Annotated in this window: 17 protein-coding genes; 16 read left to right on the forward strand and 1 reads right to left on the reverse strand. The window is 30.2% G+C overall.

The features are described 5' to 3' along the window. The first annotated feature begins 39 nt into the window (after window positions 1-39). The 4 genes from ACQ3F0_RS09400 to ACQ3F0_RS09415 all read left to right on the forward strand — a co-directional run bounded on the left by ACQ3F0_RS09400 (window position 40) and on the right by ACQ3F0_RS09415 (window position 4493). On the forward strand, window positions 40-780 hold the full coding sequence (locus ACQ3F0_RS09400) for an SDR family NAD(P)-dependent oxidoreductase (protein ID WP_428864977.1): 741 nt from the start codon (window positions 40-42) through the stop codon (window positions 778-780). 86 nt (window positions 781-866) lie between these two features. After that, window positions 867-2237: an MATE family efflux transporter gene (locus tag ACQ3F0_RS09405; protein ID WP_428864978.1), complete on the forward strand. Its 1371-nt coding sequence runs from the start codon at window positions 867-869 to the stop codon at window positions 2235-2237. A 180-nt stretch (window positions 2238-2417) separates the two neighbouring features. Then, entirely contained in the window at window positions 2418-4181 is a 1764-nt protein-coding gene (locus ACQ3F0_RS09410) for a sodium:solute symporter family transporter (RefSeq protein WP_428864979.1), read from the forward strand. 138 nt (window positions 4182-4319) lie between these two features. Further along, window positions 4320-4493 carry a Spo0E family sporulation regulatory protein-aspartic acid phosphatase gene (locus tag ACQ3F0_RS09415; RefSeq protein WP_428864980.1) on the forward strand — a complete coding sequence of 58 codons (174 nt, stop codon included), beginning with the start codon at window positions 4320-4322 and terminating at the stop codon, window positions 4491-4493. Window positions 4494-4864: 371 nt separating this feature from the next. On the opposite strand, the gene ACQ3F0_RS09420 is transcribed toward ACQ3F0_RS09415, so the two are convergent. Further along, window positions 4865-5887 carry a LacI family DNA-binding transcriptional regulator gene (locus tag ACQ3F0_RS09420; protein ID WP_428864981.1) on the reverse strand — a complete coding sequence of 341 codons (1023 nt, stop codon included), beginning with the start codon at window positions 5885-5887 and terminating at the stop codon, window positions 4865-4867. A gap of 297 nt (window positions 5888-6184) precedes the next feature. Between ACQ3F0_RS09420 and ACQ3F0_RS09425 the strand changes: the two genes are divergently transcribed. The 12 genes from ACQ3F0_RS09425 to kduD all read left to right on the forward strand — a co-directional run bounded on the left by ACQ3F0_RS09425 (window position 6185) and on the right by kduD (window position 19283). Further along, window positions 6185-6592, forward strand: a complete 408-nt coding sequence (locus ACQ3F0_RS09425; protein WP_428864982.1) for a hypothetical protein — start codon at window positions 6185-6187, stop codon at window positions 6590-6592. A 156-nt stretch (window positions 6593-6748) separates the two neighbouring features. Then, window positions 6749-7693, forward strand: coding sequence for an ABC transporter permease (locus ACQ3F0_RS09430; RefSeq protein ID WP_428864983.1), 945 nt, complete (start codon window positions 6749-6751; stop codon window positions 7691-7693). A 12-nt stretch (window positions 7694-7705) separates the two neighbouring features. Beyond that, window positions 7706-8584: a carbohydrate ABC transporter permease gene (locus ACQ3F0_RS09435; protein ID WP_428864984.1), complete on the forward strand. Its 879-nt coding sequence runs from the start codon at window positions 7706-7708 to the stop codon at window positions 8582-8584. A gap of 105 nt (window positions 8585-8689) precedes the next feature. Next, entirely contained in the window at window positions 8690-10318 is a 1629-nt protein-coding gene (locus ACQ3F0_RS09440; protein WP_428864985.1) for an extracellular solute-binding protein, read from the forward strand. Window positions 10319-10472: 154 nt separating this feature from the next. After that, window positions 10473-11675, forward strand: coding sequence for an enolase C-terminal domain-like protein (locus ACQ3F0_RS09445; RefSeq protein ID WP_428864986.1), 1203 nt, complete (start codon window positions 10473-10475; stop codon window positions 11673-11675). 47 nt (window positions 11676-11722) lie between these two features. Then, window positions 11723-12076 (forward strand): cupin domain-containing protein, encoded by a 354-nt coding sequence (locus ACQ3F0_RS09450; RefSeq protein WP_428864987.1) that lies wholly within the window; start codon window positions 11723-11725, stop codon window positions 12074-12076. Beyond that, on the forward strand, window positions 12076-12825 hold the full coding sequence (locus tag ACQ3F0_RS09455) for an SDR family NAD(P)-dependent oxidoreductase (RefSeq protein WP_428864988.1): 750 nt from the start codon (window positions 12076-12078) through the stop codon (window positions 12823-12825). Before ACQ3F0_RS09450 ends, ACQ3F0_RS09455 begins: the two co-directional genes overlap by 1 nt. A gap of 351 nt (window positions 12826-13176) precedes the next feature. Continuing rightward, entirely contained in the window at window positions 13177-14451 is a 1275-nt protein-coding gene (locus ACQ3F0_RS09460) for an MATE family efflux transporter (RefSeq protein WP_428865172.1), read from the forward strand. Window positions 14452-14548: 97 nt separating this feature from the next. Continuing rightward, window positions 14549-15619, forward strand: a complete 1071-nt coding sequence (locus tag ACQ3F0_RS09465) for a type I phosphomannose isomerase catalytic subunit (RefSeq protein ID WP_428864989.1) — start codon at window positions 14549-14551, stop codon at window positions 15617-15619. Window positions 15620-15778: 159 nt separating this feature from the next. Continuing rightward, window positions 15779-16909, forward strand: a complete 1131-nt coding sequence (uxuA, locus tag ACQ3F0_RS09470; RefSeq protein ID WP_428864990.1) for a mannonate dehydratase — start codon at window positions 15779-15781, stop codon at window positions 16907-16909. Between the two features lie 573 nt (window positions 16910-17482). Then, the gene (locus ACQ3F0_RS09475) at window positions 17483-18238 is read left to right on the forward strand and encodes an IclR family transcriptional regulator (RefSeq protein WP_428864991.1); all 756 of its coding nucleotides are present in this window, start codon (window positions 17483-17485) and stop codon (window positions 18236-18238) included. A gap of 283 nt (window positions 18239-18521) precedes the next feature. Further along, a complete protein-coding gene (kduD, locus tag ACQ3F0_RS09480) occupies window positions 18522-19283 on the forward strand; it encodes a 2-dehydro-3-deoxy-D-gluconate 5-dehydrogenase KduD (protein WP_428864992.1) in 762 nt (253 codons plus the stop codon). Window positions 19284-19296: the final 13 nt, after the last annotated feature.

The raw sequence follows: 19296 nt of genomic DNA on the forward strand, positions 1-19296 counted from the left end.
TTAAATAAAAATAAATTGTAAAAACTAGGAGGAAATTAAATGTCAAAAATTGCGTTAATTACAGGGGCAACTACAGGGATTGGTTTAGCAACAGCTTTAGAATTGGGAAAGGCTGGATATAATATCATTATTAATGGTATTGTTCAAGATCAAGCAGATGAAGCATTAAAAACGTTAAAAAACGAGGGTATTAAAGCAGAGTATTTTGAAGCTGATATTACAAATGAAGATGCAGTAAATGCAATGTTTACAGCTATCGGAGAAAAATATGAAAAAATTGATACGTTAATTAACTGTGCTGGGGGATTAGGTGGAAGATCTAGATTTGAAGATATGACTACTGAATTCTACAGAAAAGTTATGGCTTTAAACTTAGATAGCGTATTCTTTGTATCTAGAGCAGCTATACCATTCTTAAAGAAAGGTGAAAATCCTTCAATCATAAACTTTGCATCTATTGCATCTTACAATGCAGGTGGTCCAGGAGCAGGAATATATGGTACTTCAAAAGCTGGAGTTTTAACATTAACACGTGCATTAGCAAAAGATTTAGTTGAATATGGTATAAGAGTAAATGCTGTTTCACCAGGGACTATAGATACAGCATTCCATTCAGCTACAAAAAGAGAAATCATGGAAGGTTGGAAAAATGGAATTTTAATGAAAAGATTTGGAGAAGCATCAGAAGTTGGTTCAGTAATAGAATTTTTAGTATCTGATAAAGCATCTTATCTTACTGGAGAAGTTATTCAAATCAATGGTGGACAAGATTTCCTTTAGGTAGCAGTGATAGTAGATTATATATATGATTTAAATTTAAATGAAACAGTATGTATATACTGTTTCATTTATTGAGGTGAATTTATTTGAGCGAAGTAATTGATACACGCAGAGAAGAAATTATAAATGGTGGTTTATGGAAAACTATTATTTTACTATCTATCCCTTTGTTTATAAATAATTTTATTAATGCAGCATATAACTTCATTGATACTCTATTTGTTGCAAATATTGGAGGCGGAGAAGTTGCAGCAATTACTTTCGTTGGGCCTTTAAATACTCTGGTTATAGCTATTGGAGATGGACTTGCGATAGGAGGAACTTTCCTTATCGCAAGAAAAGTGGGGAATGTAAAGTATAAAGAGGCTAAAGAAATATCACTGCAACTTATAGGGATATCAATAATTTTAGGAATAATAGTTTCAATTATGGGATTCTTATTTTCTGAAAATATTTTGAGGTTATTAAAATGTACAAAGAATTTAATGCCTGTAGCGCATACATACTTTAAATTGACTATTTTAAGTTCGCCTTTTCTTTTTATAAACACTTCATATATAGGAATAAAGAGAGCTGAAGGAGATACATTAACAGCAATGTATGTGAATTTTGGGGCAGTGCTTTTAAAAATATTACTAACTTATATATTTATATTTAAACTAAATTTTGGGATAAAAAGTTTGGCATACTCTACTATAATAGCTAGTGTATGTATATCTGTATTTGCAACTTACGATATGTTTTATAAAATTTCAAATATGAAATTATCTTTCAAAAATTTTAAATTTAACAGTAAAGTTCTCTATGCTTTGTTTATTATTGCTATACCAGTGATTTTAGAAAAATCATCTATCTCATATGGATTCTTAATGGTTAATCAGTATGTTATTGCTTATGGAGAAAAAGTTTTAGCAGCATATGGGATTACAAATAAAATTAATTCATTGGCATTTAGTAGTGTTACAGGATTTGGTACTGCTCTTGTTACTATTATCAGTCAGAATTTAGGTGCAAATCAGATTGATAGAGCTAAAGAAGCAGTAAAAAAAACAATGATTATTTCAATAAGTGTATCTATAGTAGTTATTGTGTGTATATTAATTTTCAAAGTGCAAATAGCTACTCTATTTGCAAAAGAGGATACAATAATTTTATCATATACAATAAATGCAATGACAGTATATTCTTCATCGGTAGTTGCTTGGGCAATTTTTCAAGTTGTTATAGGTGTATTTCAAGGTAGTGGATATACAAAGTATAGTTTATATATTAGTTTAACTAGATTATATATATTTAGATTGCCAATAGTTATTGTATTTTCTAATTATACTAATTTGGGGGAGTATAGTATTTGGTATGCAATGCTATTCAGTAATATTTTGACAGCTATATTTTCATTAATCTTTTATTTTAAAACAAACTGGGCAAAAACTAATTTGAAAATAGCAGGTGAGTAATGTAGGGATTTTAGGACACTTTTAATAATATTCTGATTGCTATTTTTTCAATAAATACATCGAATTTGATTCGTATATAAGAAAGTGCTAGATTGTATGTTAAAAAGAATATATCGTTGTACTTAATTTTGAAATCATCGAAATAAAAAAGATTCAAAGAAAAAGGGGTGTATCTATATTATGGATATATTAGTAGTAATAGTGTATTTTGCATTTCTAGTAGCAATAGGTTGGTTATTTAGATCATTTACATCTTCTACAAGTGATTATTTTAGAGGTGGAGGGAAGATGTTATGGTGGATGGTAGGAGCCACGGCATTTATGACACAGTTTAGTGCATGGACATTTACAGGAGCGGCAGGAAAGGCTTTTACTGATGGATTTTCAATAGTAATTCTCTTTTTTGCCAACGCGGTAGGTTATTTCTGTAACTTCTTGTTCTTTGCTGCGAAAGCAAGACAGATGAGAGTTGTGACTCCAATAGAGGGTATCAGAATGAGATATGGTAAGGTGAATGAGCAGGTATTTACTTGGGCAACTATGCCATCAAGTATTTTACAGGCGGCTGTATGGTTAAATGGACTAGCTATCTTTGTAAGTGCTGTATTCGATATATCTATCTCTCATACTATTATTGCAACTGGTTTAGTGGTGGTAATCATGTCAGTAACCGGAGGAGCGTGGGCAGTAATAGCTTCTGACTTCATGCAGATGGTAATAATCATGTCAGTATCTTTTGTAGCATCAGTAGTGGCCGTAGTAAAATCTGGTGGAATCACTCCTATATTTGAAAAAGGATTACCTGAGATGCCTATTGCAGGACAGAATATCAATTATGTATTCCTGTTTACGGCTTGGGTTATAGCTATATTTGCAAAACAGTTTTTTAGTACAAACAATATGATAGGTTCCTATAGATATATTTGTGCAAAGGATACAAAAAATGCGAGAAAAGCAGCTTTGCTTGCTTGTTGTCTGATGTTTGTAGGTCCACTTATCTGGTTTATTCCAGCCTGGTTTGTGGCAGGGAAATATCCAGATCCATCGACATGGGGACTTGATATGCTGGGAAAAAGTATTAAAAATGCAACTTATTATGTCTTTGTAAGAAAAGAGCTGCCGGTAGGAATGATAGGATTGATGATGTCTGCGGTATTTGCAGCAACTATGTCATCTATGGACTCTGCCCTTAATAGAAATGCAGGAATCTTTGTAAAGAATTTCTATAAACCTATTTTAAATAAGAATGCTGATGAAAAGAATCTGTTAGTTGTGAGTAAGATCTCAACGTTAGTATTTGGAGCTATTATCATTTTTGCAGGCTTATTCTTAAACAACCTAAAGGGAACGAATTTGTTTGAGATGATGATGATGATTAGTACTTTAGTGGCATTCCCAATCTTACTCCCTTCATTGTTAGGATTTTTTGTGAAAAAGACTCCAGATTGGGCTGGATGGGGAACTATATTAGTAGGTATGGGGGTATCATATTTTATTGCCTTTGTAGTAACGCCGGAAATGATGCAAAATATTTTAGGTCTTGCTCAGCCATTGACAAGCAGAGAATTTGGAGATATGAGATCAGTTACTTTAGGTATAGTTCTCCACCTTGGAATAACTATGACTTTCTACTTAATGTCACAATTATTTTATAAGGGACATTCTGAGGAAAGACAAAAAGAGGTGGACCAATTCTTTTATAATACATCTACTGAAGTAATAGCTGAACATGATGATGAAGTAGAAGTAGATAATAAGCAGAGGATGATGTTGGGAAGACTTATCCAGGCTGGTGGAGCCGGTATTACTGCTCTTCTATTAGTACCAAATCCTTTATGGGGAAGAATAGTTTTTATTGCAGTGGGTGGAATAGTCTTTTTTGTGGGAACGCTGCTAGTGAAATCAGTAACTATTGCTGAGAAAAAAACAATTGAGATTAAATAAACTCCAAATATCATTATTTTTAATGTTTATATTAAGATTATGTAATATTTATCAATACAATCAGATTTTCAAATATGAATTTATCAATAATTGGGGAATAATAAGGAGAGTAGACATATAATTGTGGGATATAAAGGGATGAAATATAAAACATATGAATTCAAGATAAACGAAAAAAGGGATGAATTGAATAAGCTAATTCAAAAAAATCTTTCAAATTTATTGATAGATGAAGTACTTGAAGTTAGTAAAGTAATGGATCATTTTATTAGCAGGTATCTTTTCTCTCAAAATACTTATAAGAAATTATGAGTGGGTTAGTAATTATAGGATACTATGATTACTGCATTACTTATCTTGAATACATAAAGTATGTAAATATAAAGTGTCTGTTTAATAATCAATATTCATAAGAAATCATGTAGTAGACAAAGAAAAATAACTCAATTTAGGATTAAGTAAATATATGTATAATAAGCTATCTACTTTAAAAAAAGTGAATAGCTTATTTATATATGTTCAGTAACTTTTTATTTTAATCAAATACATTGAAAATTGATCATAACTAAGATGTTATTTAGATAGAAAGGTACTTACATCAATATAGAAAGAGAAACTTAAGCAATATAAGTTCTATTTAGAGATAGTTTTAGGTGTATAAAAATAGTAACTATAACAAATAATTACCTGGAATTATGTAAACTCTTACACGAATCTCTAATTATTAATTCACATGGAAGAACTATTTTTTTATTTAAGGTTTCTTTTTTATGGGTTATTTTCCATAATAATAATTCGGCTGATTTCTCTCCTATTTCATAGGGCGATTGATTAACAACAGTAATTGGAGTTTTCAATAGATTTGCTAATGGCAATTCATCAAATCCAATCAATGATAAGTCTTCAGGTACATTAATATTATGAGTATTTAAATAATTAAGCAAATCAATAGTAATGGCCGAATGCATAGTGAATATTGCTGTAGGTGGGTTTGTACTTCTTAATAAAGCCTCAAAAGAGTCATTTATACCAAAAGGTCTATCCCAAACATTTATTAGGTTTTGATCAACAGTAAGTCCATTTTTAATCAATGCGTCTTGGTAACCAAGAATTCTATCGTATCTTGAACGGATAGATTTGTACTCTTGTGTTATTATTGCAATATTTTTATGCCCTAAATTAATAAGATACTCAGTTGCATTAAAGGCACCTGTTCTATAGTCTGACAATACGGTGCTGATATTTAAATTATCATATTCCATATGCATTTGAACAATGGGAGTTCCATTAATATTTTCTTTATTTAATAGTTCATTATTTTGACCAGAGGAAGCTATTATAATCCCATCTACTCTAAGCATTTTTAAAATACTAATAGATTTTTTCTCAACTTCAGGATCATAGTCTGTATTATAAATTAGAACATTATAGTTGTTTTTTTTGCAATAATCATCAATTCCTCGTAGTACATTACTTGTGAAAAAACCAGTAATATCACGAACAATAACTCCTATAGTATTTGTTTTATCTGTTTTTAAACTTCTAGCAATAGAATTGGGAATATAGTTTAGTTCTTCAATTGTACATTTTATTTTCTCTTTTGTATCTTTTGACATATATTCATATCGACCGTTTAAGTACTGTGAAACGGTGCTTTTAGATACACCAGCTTTGACAGCAACATCAATTAATTTCACCTGTTTCATTTAGCCTCTCCTTTTAAATTGAATTCTCCAAATTCTATGGATAAATTTGAATATAAGTGCTAACTAGGCATCATTATACACTATGCATACTTATTTTGCAAAAAAAAAATCTATTGACAAAAAGATTAATTGGGATGTATAATGAAATTAGATAAAACGATTTAGTAAATAAAAAGTTTATTTTTTTTACGAATCTTCTAAAACGGTTTAGCTGTAAAAGATTCAGGATATTTAGTTAAATTTTTTTACTAATATCATAAATCGGTTTATCTAGAAGTATAGAAAAAACGAGAGGAAGTGATTGATACGAGAATTACAAAGTATTTAGCTGAATGTAAACGAGAACACATAGAATTTGCAATTCGATGTTATGCAGCTGGGCTGGGCGCATACATTGGTGTATTTATGCTGAATCAATCATATATAGAAGTTGCTCTTATTATTGGAGTTATTAATTATTTCTTTTCGGAACCAATAATAAACACTATTAAATATGGAAAAAATAGCAATAAAAGTCTACAGAAGTTTGGAATAATAAAAAATATATTATTATCACTAATAATAGTATCGATAATAGCTGGTATTCATAATATATTTTATAAATTCATGGAAATTTCAATTGAACCAATAAGTTTTGCAATTATTTATCAAATTATATATCAACTCTTATTTAAAATAAAAACGTTATTCGTTAATGATAAATAGGATGGTTAAACCACAAAAAGTAAGTTCAACTAAATTACTTTTTTAAGAATAACCATAGGATTAGATATAAATGAATGAAAGGTAGGTGTTAGTTTTGTAAATACAGATAAATTCATAGATGAAAAATACTAAATTACATATTGGAGGTAGATAATTGTGGTAAAAAGCAATAGATGGTTTAGCAATGCTAAAGAAGTTCTAAGAAAAGATTGGCAACTATATGTAATGTTGTTACCGCTGTTTGTTTGGCTTTGTTTCTTTGCCTATAAACCATTATATGGATTAGTGATAGCATTTAAAGATTATAGTGTATTTAAGGGAGTAGAAGCAAGTCCTTGGGTAGGATTTGAACATTTTAAATATCTTCTAACGGGTCCTGGATCAGTATTTTTTTGGAGAGCGTTTAAAAACACAGTAATTATTAGTATTTATAATATTTTATTCGGATTTCCAATTCCAATAATACTAGCGATAATGTTTAATGAAGTAAAAAAAGTTTTTTTCAGAAAATCAGTTCAAACAATTGTATATTTACCTTATTTTTTTTCAGATGTTGTTATCGCGGGAATTATAATTTCATTACTTTCGCCAAATATCGGAGTAATAAATAACATTCTTATTAGTTTAGGCATAATTGAAAAAGGAATATATTTTTTAGTAGAACCTAAGTTTTTCAGATCAATTTTTGTTCTTTCAGATATTTGGAAGACGTCTGGTTTTAATTCCATTGTATATTTTGCAGCTATGGCTAGTATTTCACCTATTTTATATGAAGCAGCAAAAATAGATGGAGCTACTAAACTCCAACAGATATGGTATGTTACTATACCAAGCATTGTCCCAACAATCATTATTATGTTAATCCTAAGAATTGGTCAGTTGTTAAATGTTGGATATGAAAGAGTCTTATTGCTTTACACACCTCAAACCTATGAAGTAGCAGATATAATAAGCACATATATCTATAGAATTGGATTGAAAGAAAATGGCATGCTAGATGTTGCGGCAGCTGCAGGATTGTTTAATTCAATAATAGCATTTTTACTTGTATTTGCTACAAATAGAATTACCAAAAAAATGACAGATACTGGACTATGGTAGGAGGAGGGTAATATGAAAAAGAATAATATTCATACTAGTGAAAAGACATTGATGACGGCAAATTACATAGTATTATTTATAGTTGGACTCATTGCATTATATCCAACATTATTTATATTGGTATCATCATTAAGTAGTGGGAACGCAGTTGCACGTGGTAGTGTTTTTTTATGGCCTGTAGATTTTACCTTTTCTGCATATAAGGTAATATTAACAGATTTAACTTTTTGGAAATCTTATGGCAATACCTTATTTTATATGTTTTTCGGTACATTATTTAGTATGTTTATATCTATACTTGCAGCATATGCATTATCAAAGAAAAGATTACGTTTAAGAAGGTTATTTAATTTTTTACTAGCATTTACTATATGGTTTGACCCAGGTATTGTTCCAAAGTATTTGAATTTTAAACAACTTGGTTTAGAAAATAATAGAGTAGGTATTGTTATTGGATTTGGTGTTTTAGCTTTTAATATTATTATTTTAAGAAGTTACTTTGAATCTGTACCACAATCTTTAGATGAAGCAGCATATATTGACGGAGCTAGCCAGTTTACAATTTTATATAAAATATATTTGCCTTTGTCCAAGGCAGCCTTAGCAACAGTAACATTATTTTATGCAATTAGTAGATGGAATGGTTATTTCTGGACTATGATTTTAATAAAAGATATAAATAAAATACCTCTTCAAGTTTACTTAAGAAGGATAATTGTAGAGAGAGATGCTTTGATGTCAGATCAGGGGATACTTACTAATGCTGCACATTCTCCAGATACAATTATTTATGCAACGATTATTGCAGCATTAATTCCAATTATTATTATATATCCATTTATACAAAAGTATTTTGAAAAAGGGATTATGTTAGGTGGAGTAAAAGAATAACAAGTTAATAATGATGAGGACAAGTTATGCTTGTTCACATAAATTGTGTATTGCTAATATACACTAATGACTAACTCTAAACTAAATTTAAGGGAGGAAAGATTTATGAAAAAAACTTTATCTTTAATATTGTCAGCAGTAATGTCAATGACGATTTTATCAGCATGTAGTGGTGGAAGCACTGAGAAAGGTACTGGTGAGGGAGGAAATACAAAAAACTCTAATGTTGTATACAATGGAGAGTTTGGACAAATAGTAGAAGAACCTGTGGATTTAAAAATTCATTTATCACAAGAAAACATAAATGTAATAACTACTGATTTGCCACTTTATAAATATTTATCAGAAAAAACTGGTATCAATATTATTGGTACAGCCAATCCAGGAGCTGGAGATAGTCTTGGTGAATTCAACTTAAGCGCAGCAGATGGCTTTCCAGATGACATTTATGCAGGAGACAAGCTAGGAAATATGTTTATGCAGTTTGGTGCAGAAGGAGCATTTGTACCTTTAAATGATTATTTAGATCAAATGCCAAATTTCTCTGCATTTTTAGAAAAAGATCCGAGAGTAGCTGCATCAATTACAGCACCAGATGGAAATATATATTATATTCCATATATGCAATCTGATGTTACAACATCAAAGACATATTTTATACGTAAAGATTGGTTAGACAAATTTAATAAACCAATTCCATCAACAGTTCAAGAGTTAGAAGAAACATTATTAACATTAATTAATTCTGATGCAAATGGTAATGGTGAAAAAGATGAATTTGGGTTCTTTGCTAGAAGGTCCGAAGAAGTCATTAGATTAGCAAATTTATTTGGAACTAGAGTGTTTGCTAATGACAGTTTTTCTCAAAGATTTATCCCTAAGGATAATGGTGTATATCATGCATGGATTCAACCAGAATTTAAAGAGGCTATAAAAAATGTATCAAGATGGTATGACCTAGGTATAATAGATAACGAATATTTAACGAATCCTAATTCTAGAAGAGACCATTTCTTATTAAATGATTTAGGTGCTATGACATATGATTGGATGGCATCTACAAGTGGATACAATGAAAAAGACATTGTAGAAGGATTTGACTTTGTTCCATTTGAACCACCTACAAATGTTAATGGTGAACAAGTTAATGAACATACTAGACCTGTAATAAAAAATAATGGTTGGGCAATTTCAGCAAAGTGTGAAAATGTTGAAGCAGCAGTTGCACTTTTTGACATGATGTTTACAGAGTATGGAAGAACAGTTGCAAACTTTGGAGTTGAAGGACAACAATGGGATTACGTTAATGGAGTTCCTACTTTCAAAGATTCAGTGCTTAATAATGAAGAAGGGAAACCTGTTAATCTTTACTTAAGAGATAAAATTGGTGCTCAATTATTTATAGGATTTAAACAAGATTATGAGTATGAGCGTCAATGGACAAGTGAAGGTGGCTTAAAGGCTCTTGATATTTACGGTTCAGGAGAGTTTGATGTACCTACATTACCTACATTAGTATATACAAGTGAAGAATTAGATATATTAAACAAATATTTATCTAATATTAATACATTCCTTGATGAATCTGTACATACATGGATAAGTCAACCTTATGAAAAACTTACCGATGAAGTATGGGATGAATACTTAACACAAGTACAAAAATTAGGTTTGGAAGAAGTTGAGAAGGTATATCAAGATGCATATGCTAGATATATTGAAAATATGAAATAAATAGACAAACAGTTATTTGTTATTAGCTATATAAATTTATAAATAGAATTAAAAGTATCAATACTATATTCATTAAACCATACTGATGATTTTACGTAGGGAATTAGTTGGTAATATTAATTCCCTACATTACTGAAAGAAAGGTGAATAAATTTTGAGTAATTTAACAATAAAAAATATAAAGGTAATCGCTTGTAATCCCAATGGTAAAAATTTGTTGACTGTTAAGATAGAGACATCTGATCCTCAAATATACGGGTTAGGGTGTGCGACTTTACATCAAAGATATTTAGCTGTAAAAGTAGCGATAGAGGAGTATTTAACACCATTTCTAATTGGAAAAGATCCTAGAAATATTGAAGATATTTGGCATTCAGCACATATTAGTGGATATTGGAGAAATGGACCTATTTTAAATAATGCTTTATCTGGTATTGATATGGCATTATGGGATATAAAAGGTAAGCTTGCGGATATGCCTCTATATCAATTACTCGGAGGGAAATCAAGATCAGCAATAGCGGCTTATGTACATGCAAAAGGCAACTCACTACAAGAGGTTGAAAATAATATTAGAGGATTTATGCGTCAAGGTTATAAGTATATTCGTTGTCAAATTGGAGAATATGGTGGTAACTTTAATAGCTTGTATACACCAAAGAATTTACCTGAAGGAGTATATTTTGATCCAGAACAGTATATGGAAAGCACAATAGAATTACTAGAATACTTAAGTAAGACTATACAAGAAAAAGTGTATTTTCTTCATGATGTACATGAAAGATTAGATCCAGTTAAAGCTGTTCAATTTACAAAGAGATTAGAAAAATTTAATTTATTTTATTTAGAAGATATTTTACCTCCTGAAAATCAAGAATGGTTAAAGATGCTAAGAAACCAAACTGCAACTCCTATTGCAATGGGAGAACTATATAGTAATACTTCTGAATGGAAAAGTGTAATTTCACAAAGGTTAATAGATTTTATACGTATTCATATTAGTGATATTGGAGGTATTACTCCTGCTAAAAAAATAGCTGCATTTTCTGAAATATTTGGAGTTAAAACTGCATGGCATGGTGCACCGGATTTAACACCTATTGGAATGGCTGCCAACATTCATTTAGATATTTCTTCACCCAATGCAGGAATTCAAGAATATTGTGCTATCAATGATGCAATGAGAGAAGTGTTTATTGGAGCTCCCGAACCAGTTGAAGGATATTTTTATCCAATTGATAAACCAGGATTAGGTGTTGATATAGATGAAGAGAAAGCTCTTTTATATCCATGTATTAATGAACTTCCTAAATGGACAAATCCAAGGTTACCTGATGGAACATCTGTTAAACCATAAATTTGAAAAAGCAGTTTAAATTACTATAAAAATAAGGAGTTTTATTTATGGATATAAAAAATTATTTTATAAATAGTGATACTAAATTAGAAGATCTAGGTAATGGTGTTAAGAGGAAAATACTTGCTTATCACGATAACTTAATGGTTGTAGAAGTTCATTTCGAGGAAAATGCTGTAGGGGCTATACATACGCATCCTCATGAACAAATTACATATATTTTAGAAGGTGAGTTTGAGTTCAATATTGATGGGAACAAAAAAATAGTTAAAGCAGGAGATAGTACATTTAAGGAACCTAATATTCCTCATGGGGCAGTATGCCTTAAGAAAGGAAAATTATTAGATATTTTCACACCATGTAGACAAGATTTTATCAATAATGTTAAGGAGGAAAAATAATGAGTAAATATGCATTAATAACTGGAGGAACAGGCGGAATAGGCCTTGCTACTGCTAAACAACTTGGTCAAGCCGGGTATAAAATAATTTTAAATGGAATTGATGAAGAACAAGGAAAAACTGCTTTAAAAGAGTTAAAAGATTTAGGTGTTGAAACAGAACTATTTATGTTTGATGTAACAGATGAAGATCAAGTTCTAAAGAGCTTTTATGAAATAAGTGAAAAATATGAAAAAATAGATGTTCTTGTTAACAATGCAGGCGGACTAGGTGGAAGAAGTCGTTTTGAAGACATGGAGACAAGCTTTTATAGAAAGGTTATGGCTTTAAACCTTGACAGTGTATTCTTTGTAACACGTTCAGCAATCCCATTACTTAAAAAGGGTGAAAATCCTTCAATTGTAAACTTCACATCTATAGCTGGATGGAATTCTGGTGGACCAGGTGCGGGTGTATATGGGACTTCAAAAGGTGCTGTTACAACACTTACAAGAGCATTGGCTAAAGATTTGGCTGAATATGGTATCAGAGTTAATGCCGTATCACCAGGAACAATAGATACACCATTCCATCAAGCTACAAAAGAGAAGAATATTGATTTATTCAACTCTTGGAAAAATAATATTTTGCTTAAAAGATTTGGTCAACCAGAAGAAGTTGCATCAGTAATAGAATTTTTGGTCAGCGAAAAAGCTTCATTCTTAACTGGTGAAATTATTCAAATTAACGGTGGACAAGATTTTCTGTAAGAAAAAAATTTAATAAGTTTATCAAGTATTATGAAACCTGGATTATTCCTTAGTATCTGTTATGAATAATCTAGGATTTTAATGTAAGGAGACTCATTTTGTGAATAAATATATAATGTTATTAAAACAGTGTAGGTGGTACGAAAGTCAAAAGCTTATTAAGAATGGCATTTATCAGGGAACAGGCCTTAAATTTAGGGAAAAAAGAATATTTAAAAGAGATGTTAGAAGTAATGAGTTTAACATTTAGAGATAAAACTTATTTTTGATAATAAGCTACTAAAACGTAGAGATATCATATTAAATGGTAATTTATATAAAGCCATTCTTTTATTAGCTGTTCCAATAGCAATCAATAATTTTATACATTCGACTTATAGTCTAATAGATACTTTTTTTGTAGCAAATATTGGTAGTATGGAAATTGCTGCAATAACTTTTGTAGGACCGATTAACAATTTAGTTAGAGCTATAAGCGATGGATTGGCAGTTGGAGGTACAAGTCTTATAGCAAGAGAAATAGGAAGAGCCGATTATCGAAAAGCTAAAAGTGTTACCATTCAACTATTAACCATTGCTGGTTTTCTTGGTATTATCATTGCATGCATTAGCTTTATATTTTCAAAAGAAATCTTAATAGCTGCTTCAGCTACAGACAGTATACTTAAATCGGCAAATATTTATTTTAAATTAACAGTACTTAGTGCTCCACTTATTTTTATTAACTCAGCTTATCTTGCTATAAAAAGAGCAAATGGGGATACCGTAAAAGTCTTAATTGTTAACTTAGTTGCCATGGCGGTAAAAATTTTATTAACTTATATTATGATTTTTCATTTGGGTATGGGAATCAAGAGTTTGGCTTTATCAACAATAGTAGGCAATGTTATTTTAACTAGTTACGGATTTTTCGATTTGTTTTTGAGAAAAACAATTATGACTTTATCAATGAAGTTTTTTAGGTTTGATAAGAAGGTTATACTAGCACTATTATTAATAGGGGTACCAATCATTATTGAAAGGTCTTCTGTTTCTTTTAGTTTTATTATACTTAATAAATATGTCATTAGCTATGGGGAAAAAGTATTAGCAGGTTATGGCATTACTAATAGGATTAATTCTTTATTTTTTAACATTGTGACAGGTTTTGGTACAGGATTAGTGCCTATTATTAGTCAAAATTTAGGAGCCAATCAAGCAGAACGAGCTAGAGAAGGCGTTAAGAAAGTTTTTTTCATTGTTATAATGGTCTCGATAGTCATTATAAGCATAGTATTGCCTGTTAGACATAAAGTTGCAGCTCTATTCGCAAATGGAGATGAAGATGTAATATATCATACAATGAATGCCATGGGCGTATATTCAATCTCAGTTATTCCATGGGCTATATTTCAAGTTGTTAGTGGCGTTTTCCAAGGAACAGGGGATACTAAATTTAATTTAGTCATTAGTGTAACAAGGATATATTGTTTTAGATTACCACTGGTCATATTATTATCACATTTATCAAAATTTGAGGAATTTAGTATTTGGTATGGAATGCTTTTTAGTAATATATTAACTGGATTATTTGCATTAATATTATACCTCAAAAATCACACAAAATTAAAACTAGTAGGTGAGTAACAGTGTAGTATCAAATGTATACAGCTTAAGAATAATGGTTCTTTGTTTGTTTTTTAAATAAATTATTATTAACTTAGATAAAGGAGAAGACTGAACGATGAAGTTATTAAAATTAAATACTAATCGAGTATGGAGAACATATTTAGGTGGTAAGAAGCTCGAAAAATTTCTTAGTGATTCTGAAACTACAGATAAACACTTTCCAGAGGAATGGATTGGTTCAGTTGTAAAAGCTATTAACCCTAATTCTAATGAAAGTGAAGGATTAAGCAAAGTAAACCTAAATAAAGGAAAGATAGCTACTTTGTTAGAGATTATTGAATCTGACCCAAATAAGTTTTTAGGTGAAGGCCATGTAAAGCAATTTGGACATGACACAGGTGTTTTGGTCAAGCTTTTAGATGCTGCAGAGAGATTATCTATACAAGTACACCCTAACAAAGAAAAAGCAAAATCATTATTTAATTCTAATTTTGGGAAAACTGAGGCATGGTATATTTTAGGAGGTAGAAGTATTAATGGTGAAGAACCACACATATATTTTGGATTTAAACAAGGAATAACGCAAGAAGTATGGGAGGAAAAATTCAGTAAGCAAGATATAGATGGGATGCTAAATTGTATGCATAAAATCTATGTTAAGCCAGGGGAAGTTTACTTGATTGAAGGGGGCATGCCCCATGCAATTGGTGCAGGCTGTTTTATACTTGAAATACAAGAGCCTACCGATTACACAGTTCGAGTAGAAAGAAGCACTCCAAATGGCTATAACATTCCTGATGAATTATGCCATCAGGGTTTAGGGTTTAAAAAAATGTTTGATTGTTTTGAGTATAGTGGATATTCAAAGGAAGAAGTATTAAATAACTGGAGACTAAAAGCAGAATGGTCAACCACATGCAATGAACAGCATTTGATTAGATATAAGGATACACCATGTTTTTCAATGGATAAAATTGTGGTTGATAAAAGTGTTGAATTAAGATATACAAAATCATTTTCTATTCTTATTGTTATGAAAGGAAAAGGACGTATTATATATGAGTTTGGAGAAATAGAAATACAAAAGGGAGATAAAGTATTTATACCAGCTTTTGTGAAAAAAATTACATGTAAAAATAATAATGAAGATATTGAAATTATTAGGTGTTTCCCTCCAAAACTATAGCTATGAAAGATTGGGTTGATAGTAATTTAATTAGAATGTATTATACTAGACTGATTGATTTAGTAAATAAAGAAGTGTTTTTTTACAGATGTTATAAACCGATTTATTAAAAGAAAGACTTTGAAAAGGACTTAATATAAGTAAGAAAGGAGTAGATTTATGAAGTTATCATTTAGGTGGTTTGGTAATAGTGATCCAGTGAAATTATCATATATTCGTCAAATTCCTAGTGTTTCAACAATTGTAACAGAAATTAAAGCAGAGAGTGTTGGGGGAGTTATCCCGCATGAAAAAATTACTAAATTTAAAGACACAATTAATGAAAGTGGCTTAAAATTTGAAGTATTTGAAAGCTTACCAGTTCATAGTAGTATTAAACTAGGATTACCAGTTAGGGATAAATATATTGATAATTATAAAAAAAATATAATTGCTTTAGCAGACGCGGGAATAAAAGTAATAGTATATAATTTTAGACCAATTTTTAGATGGGCTAGAACGGATATATATAAACAGCTAGAAGATGAGTCAACGGTATCAGTATTTTATAAAGAGGATACAGATAGAATTAATCCTTTTACAAATGATGCAGCTATCTCTGAATGGCATAAAGAACATTCAGAATATATTTATAAAAGACAACTTACCACTGATTTAGAATTAGGAGGATATTATACTAAAGATTCTATAGAGAAACTACAAAAATTAAGACAACAGTATTTAGATATTGGAAAAGAAGGTTTATGGGAAAATTTAAAATATTTTTTAAATGAAATTATCCCTGTAGCAGAAAGTTGTGATGTTAAAATGGCTATTCATCCGGATGATCCACCATGGGACATTTTTGGTGTGCCTAGATTGATTATAGATGAAGCATCTATTGATAAATTATTAGCTTGTTATGATAGTACATATAATGGTATTACATTTTGTAGTGGTACATTGGCAAGTAATCCAGATACAGATATAGTAGAATTGGCAAAAAAATATTCTAAAATGAATAGAATTCCATTTGCACATATTAGAAATGTAAAATGTATTCCAAATGCAGTAGAAGAATGTGCACATTTTTCTGACCATGGTTCTATTGATATGGTTCAACTTTTAAAGGCATTGCACGATAATGATTTTAACGGATATATTCGTCCAGATCATGGAAGAATGATTTGGGGAGAAAATGGAAAACCAGGTAATGGGATTTATGATAGAGCTTTAGGAGCACAATATATATTAGGTATATGGGAATGTTTGGATAAAAATACAATTAAACCTCAATTATTCGTAGATTAAAAGTGAATTCCTTAGATTTCTTAAAAAATTTGGAAATCGGCTGTCTTTAATGTATAGAAGAAAAGTATATTAAAAAAGTCTCTAGATTGGTACTGTATGAGTGTCTAAGCTCAACCAAAACCAAAAAGGAGACTTCTTTATATTAATAGTTTATGTGAAAAACCAATGAATTTCATTAAGAAAAGTAAAAATTAATTTCAATGGCGGTAATTAAACATCAGATTCTGGGCTTTTATTATACGAAGAATTAGATGAAAAATAGGTTTTTAGTGAATTAATGGAAGCATAAAAAGAAGCAGAAATTTTTAGTTGAATGATAGAATATTACCGAAATGGAAACTAGATTATAAGTTTCATAATAATCTATTGAGACATCTGAAAAGTTTTGTGTTAGAATAATAGTGAGAGTGTGTATACAAACACCTTTCGTAATTATGACTTTTCGGTAATGAAGTTTTGACAATTTTTGTTTATAATTTACTATTTGATGAAACCCTAAGATACCTTTTGTATCTTAATCATTATATGGAATGCAAGATAGTATTTATTAATGTTAATAATTAGGGGGAAAGTATGAAAGTTAATAGAACCACAAAAAGAACTATTGAAATGCTTGAATTAATTTCAAAAAATCCAAAAGGAATGTCATTGAATGAAATTGTTATAGATATGGGTATACCAAAGACTAGTGCTTTTGATATTTTACATACACTTAATGAATTAGAGATGGTTGAGATATTGGACGCAAGATCTAAAATTTATTCAATAGGGATAAGGGCATTTACTATTGGTAATTCATATATTAACAATGCAGATTTAATTAATATTTCCAGACCGATTTTAGAAAATTTAGGAAATAAAATGAGTAAGACAATCTTTTTAGGAAAAGAAAGTAAAGGAAAAGTAGTTTATCTATATAAATATGAACCTGCCTCAGCCATTATCACAACATGCAAGATAGGTAATCAGAATGAAATTCATTGTACATCTTTAGGTAAATGTGCACTTGCTTTTTCTGGAGACTATAAAGAAAGAATTAATGAATTAGAATTAAATAGAAGGACACCTTATACAATAACAGATAAAAAAGAATTAATAGAAAATATTGAACAAGTAAATAGGCAAAAATATTCGGTAGATGATAGAGAATATGAGGAACATATGTTTTGTATTGGTGCACCGATTTTTAATCATGAAGGACTATTTGAAGCCGCAATAAGTATATCTGGTATGTATGTTGAGGGAAGAGATTATAGTGAGGAATTTGAATTAGTTAAAAATGCAGCAGAATTAATTTCAAGGAAAATGGGTTATTTAGGGTACTATTAAATATTTAATAGTGCCCTAAAATTATACATTATCCGTAATGAATTTAATGGAAAAAATTTTTGACAATAATAATGATTCGCGTTATAATAAAAACGTGGTACGTATATTGGTATTGAGTTTGCAAATGCGAATAATACAATAATAAATATATATTGTGAAGACATAAGTATGAAACTATATGAGTTAATAAATAGCATTTTTTTTTGAAAATAATCATGAATTAGATTCGTATATACAAATACTTGATAGTGATATGAATAATTTCAATAAAAAGGAGAAAAAAATGATATTAGATAAATTTAATTTAGAAGGAAAGGTTGCTATTGTTACAGGATGTAGCAGAGGACTTGGACAAGGAATGGCTCTTGGTTTAGCCGAAGCAGGAGCAGATATTGTGGGTGTTGGCTATTCACCAGCTCCAGAAACAAAAGAAAAAATTGAAGCATTGGGTAGAAAATTCTATCATATTAAAGCAAACCTAATGAAAATTGATAAAATAGAGGCCATCGTAACTGAAGCAGTAGAAGTATATGGTCATGTTGATATTTTAGTCAATAATGCTGGTATAATCAGGCGGGAAGATTCAGTGAATTTTAGTGAAAAAGATTGGGATGATGTTATGAATATTAATGTCAAAACAGTATTCTTTTTTGCCCAAGCAGTAGCTAAACAATTTATTGAACAAGGAACTGGAGGGAAAATCATCAATATAGCCTCCATGCTATCATATCAAGGCGGAATTAGAGTACCATCATATACAGCATCAAAATCAGGAGTTAAAGGAATTACAATGCTAATGGCAAATGAATGGGCAAAATATGGCATCAATATTAATGCAATTGCTCCAGGGTACATGGCTACTGAAAATACGAAGAATTTGCAAAATGATCCTGTAAGATCAAAGGAAATATTAGGGCGCATTCCAGCTAATCGTTGGGGAACCCCAGAAGACTTAGCAGGTACATGTGTATTCTTGGCAAGTGCTAATGCAAATTATATCAACGGTTATACGATTGCGGTTGATGGTGGATGGCTCGCTAGATAACAATCAGGGAATA

The sequence above is a fragment of the Clostridium sediminicola genome (assembly GCF_050402865.1).
GTDB classification, from domain to species: Bacteria; Bacillota; Clostridia; order Clostridiales; family Clostridiaceae; genus Clostridium_AF; species Clostridium_AF sediminicola.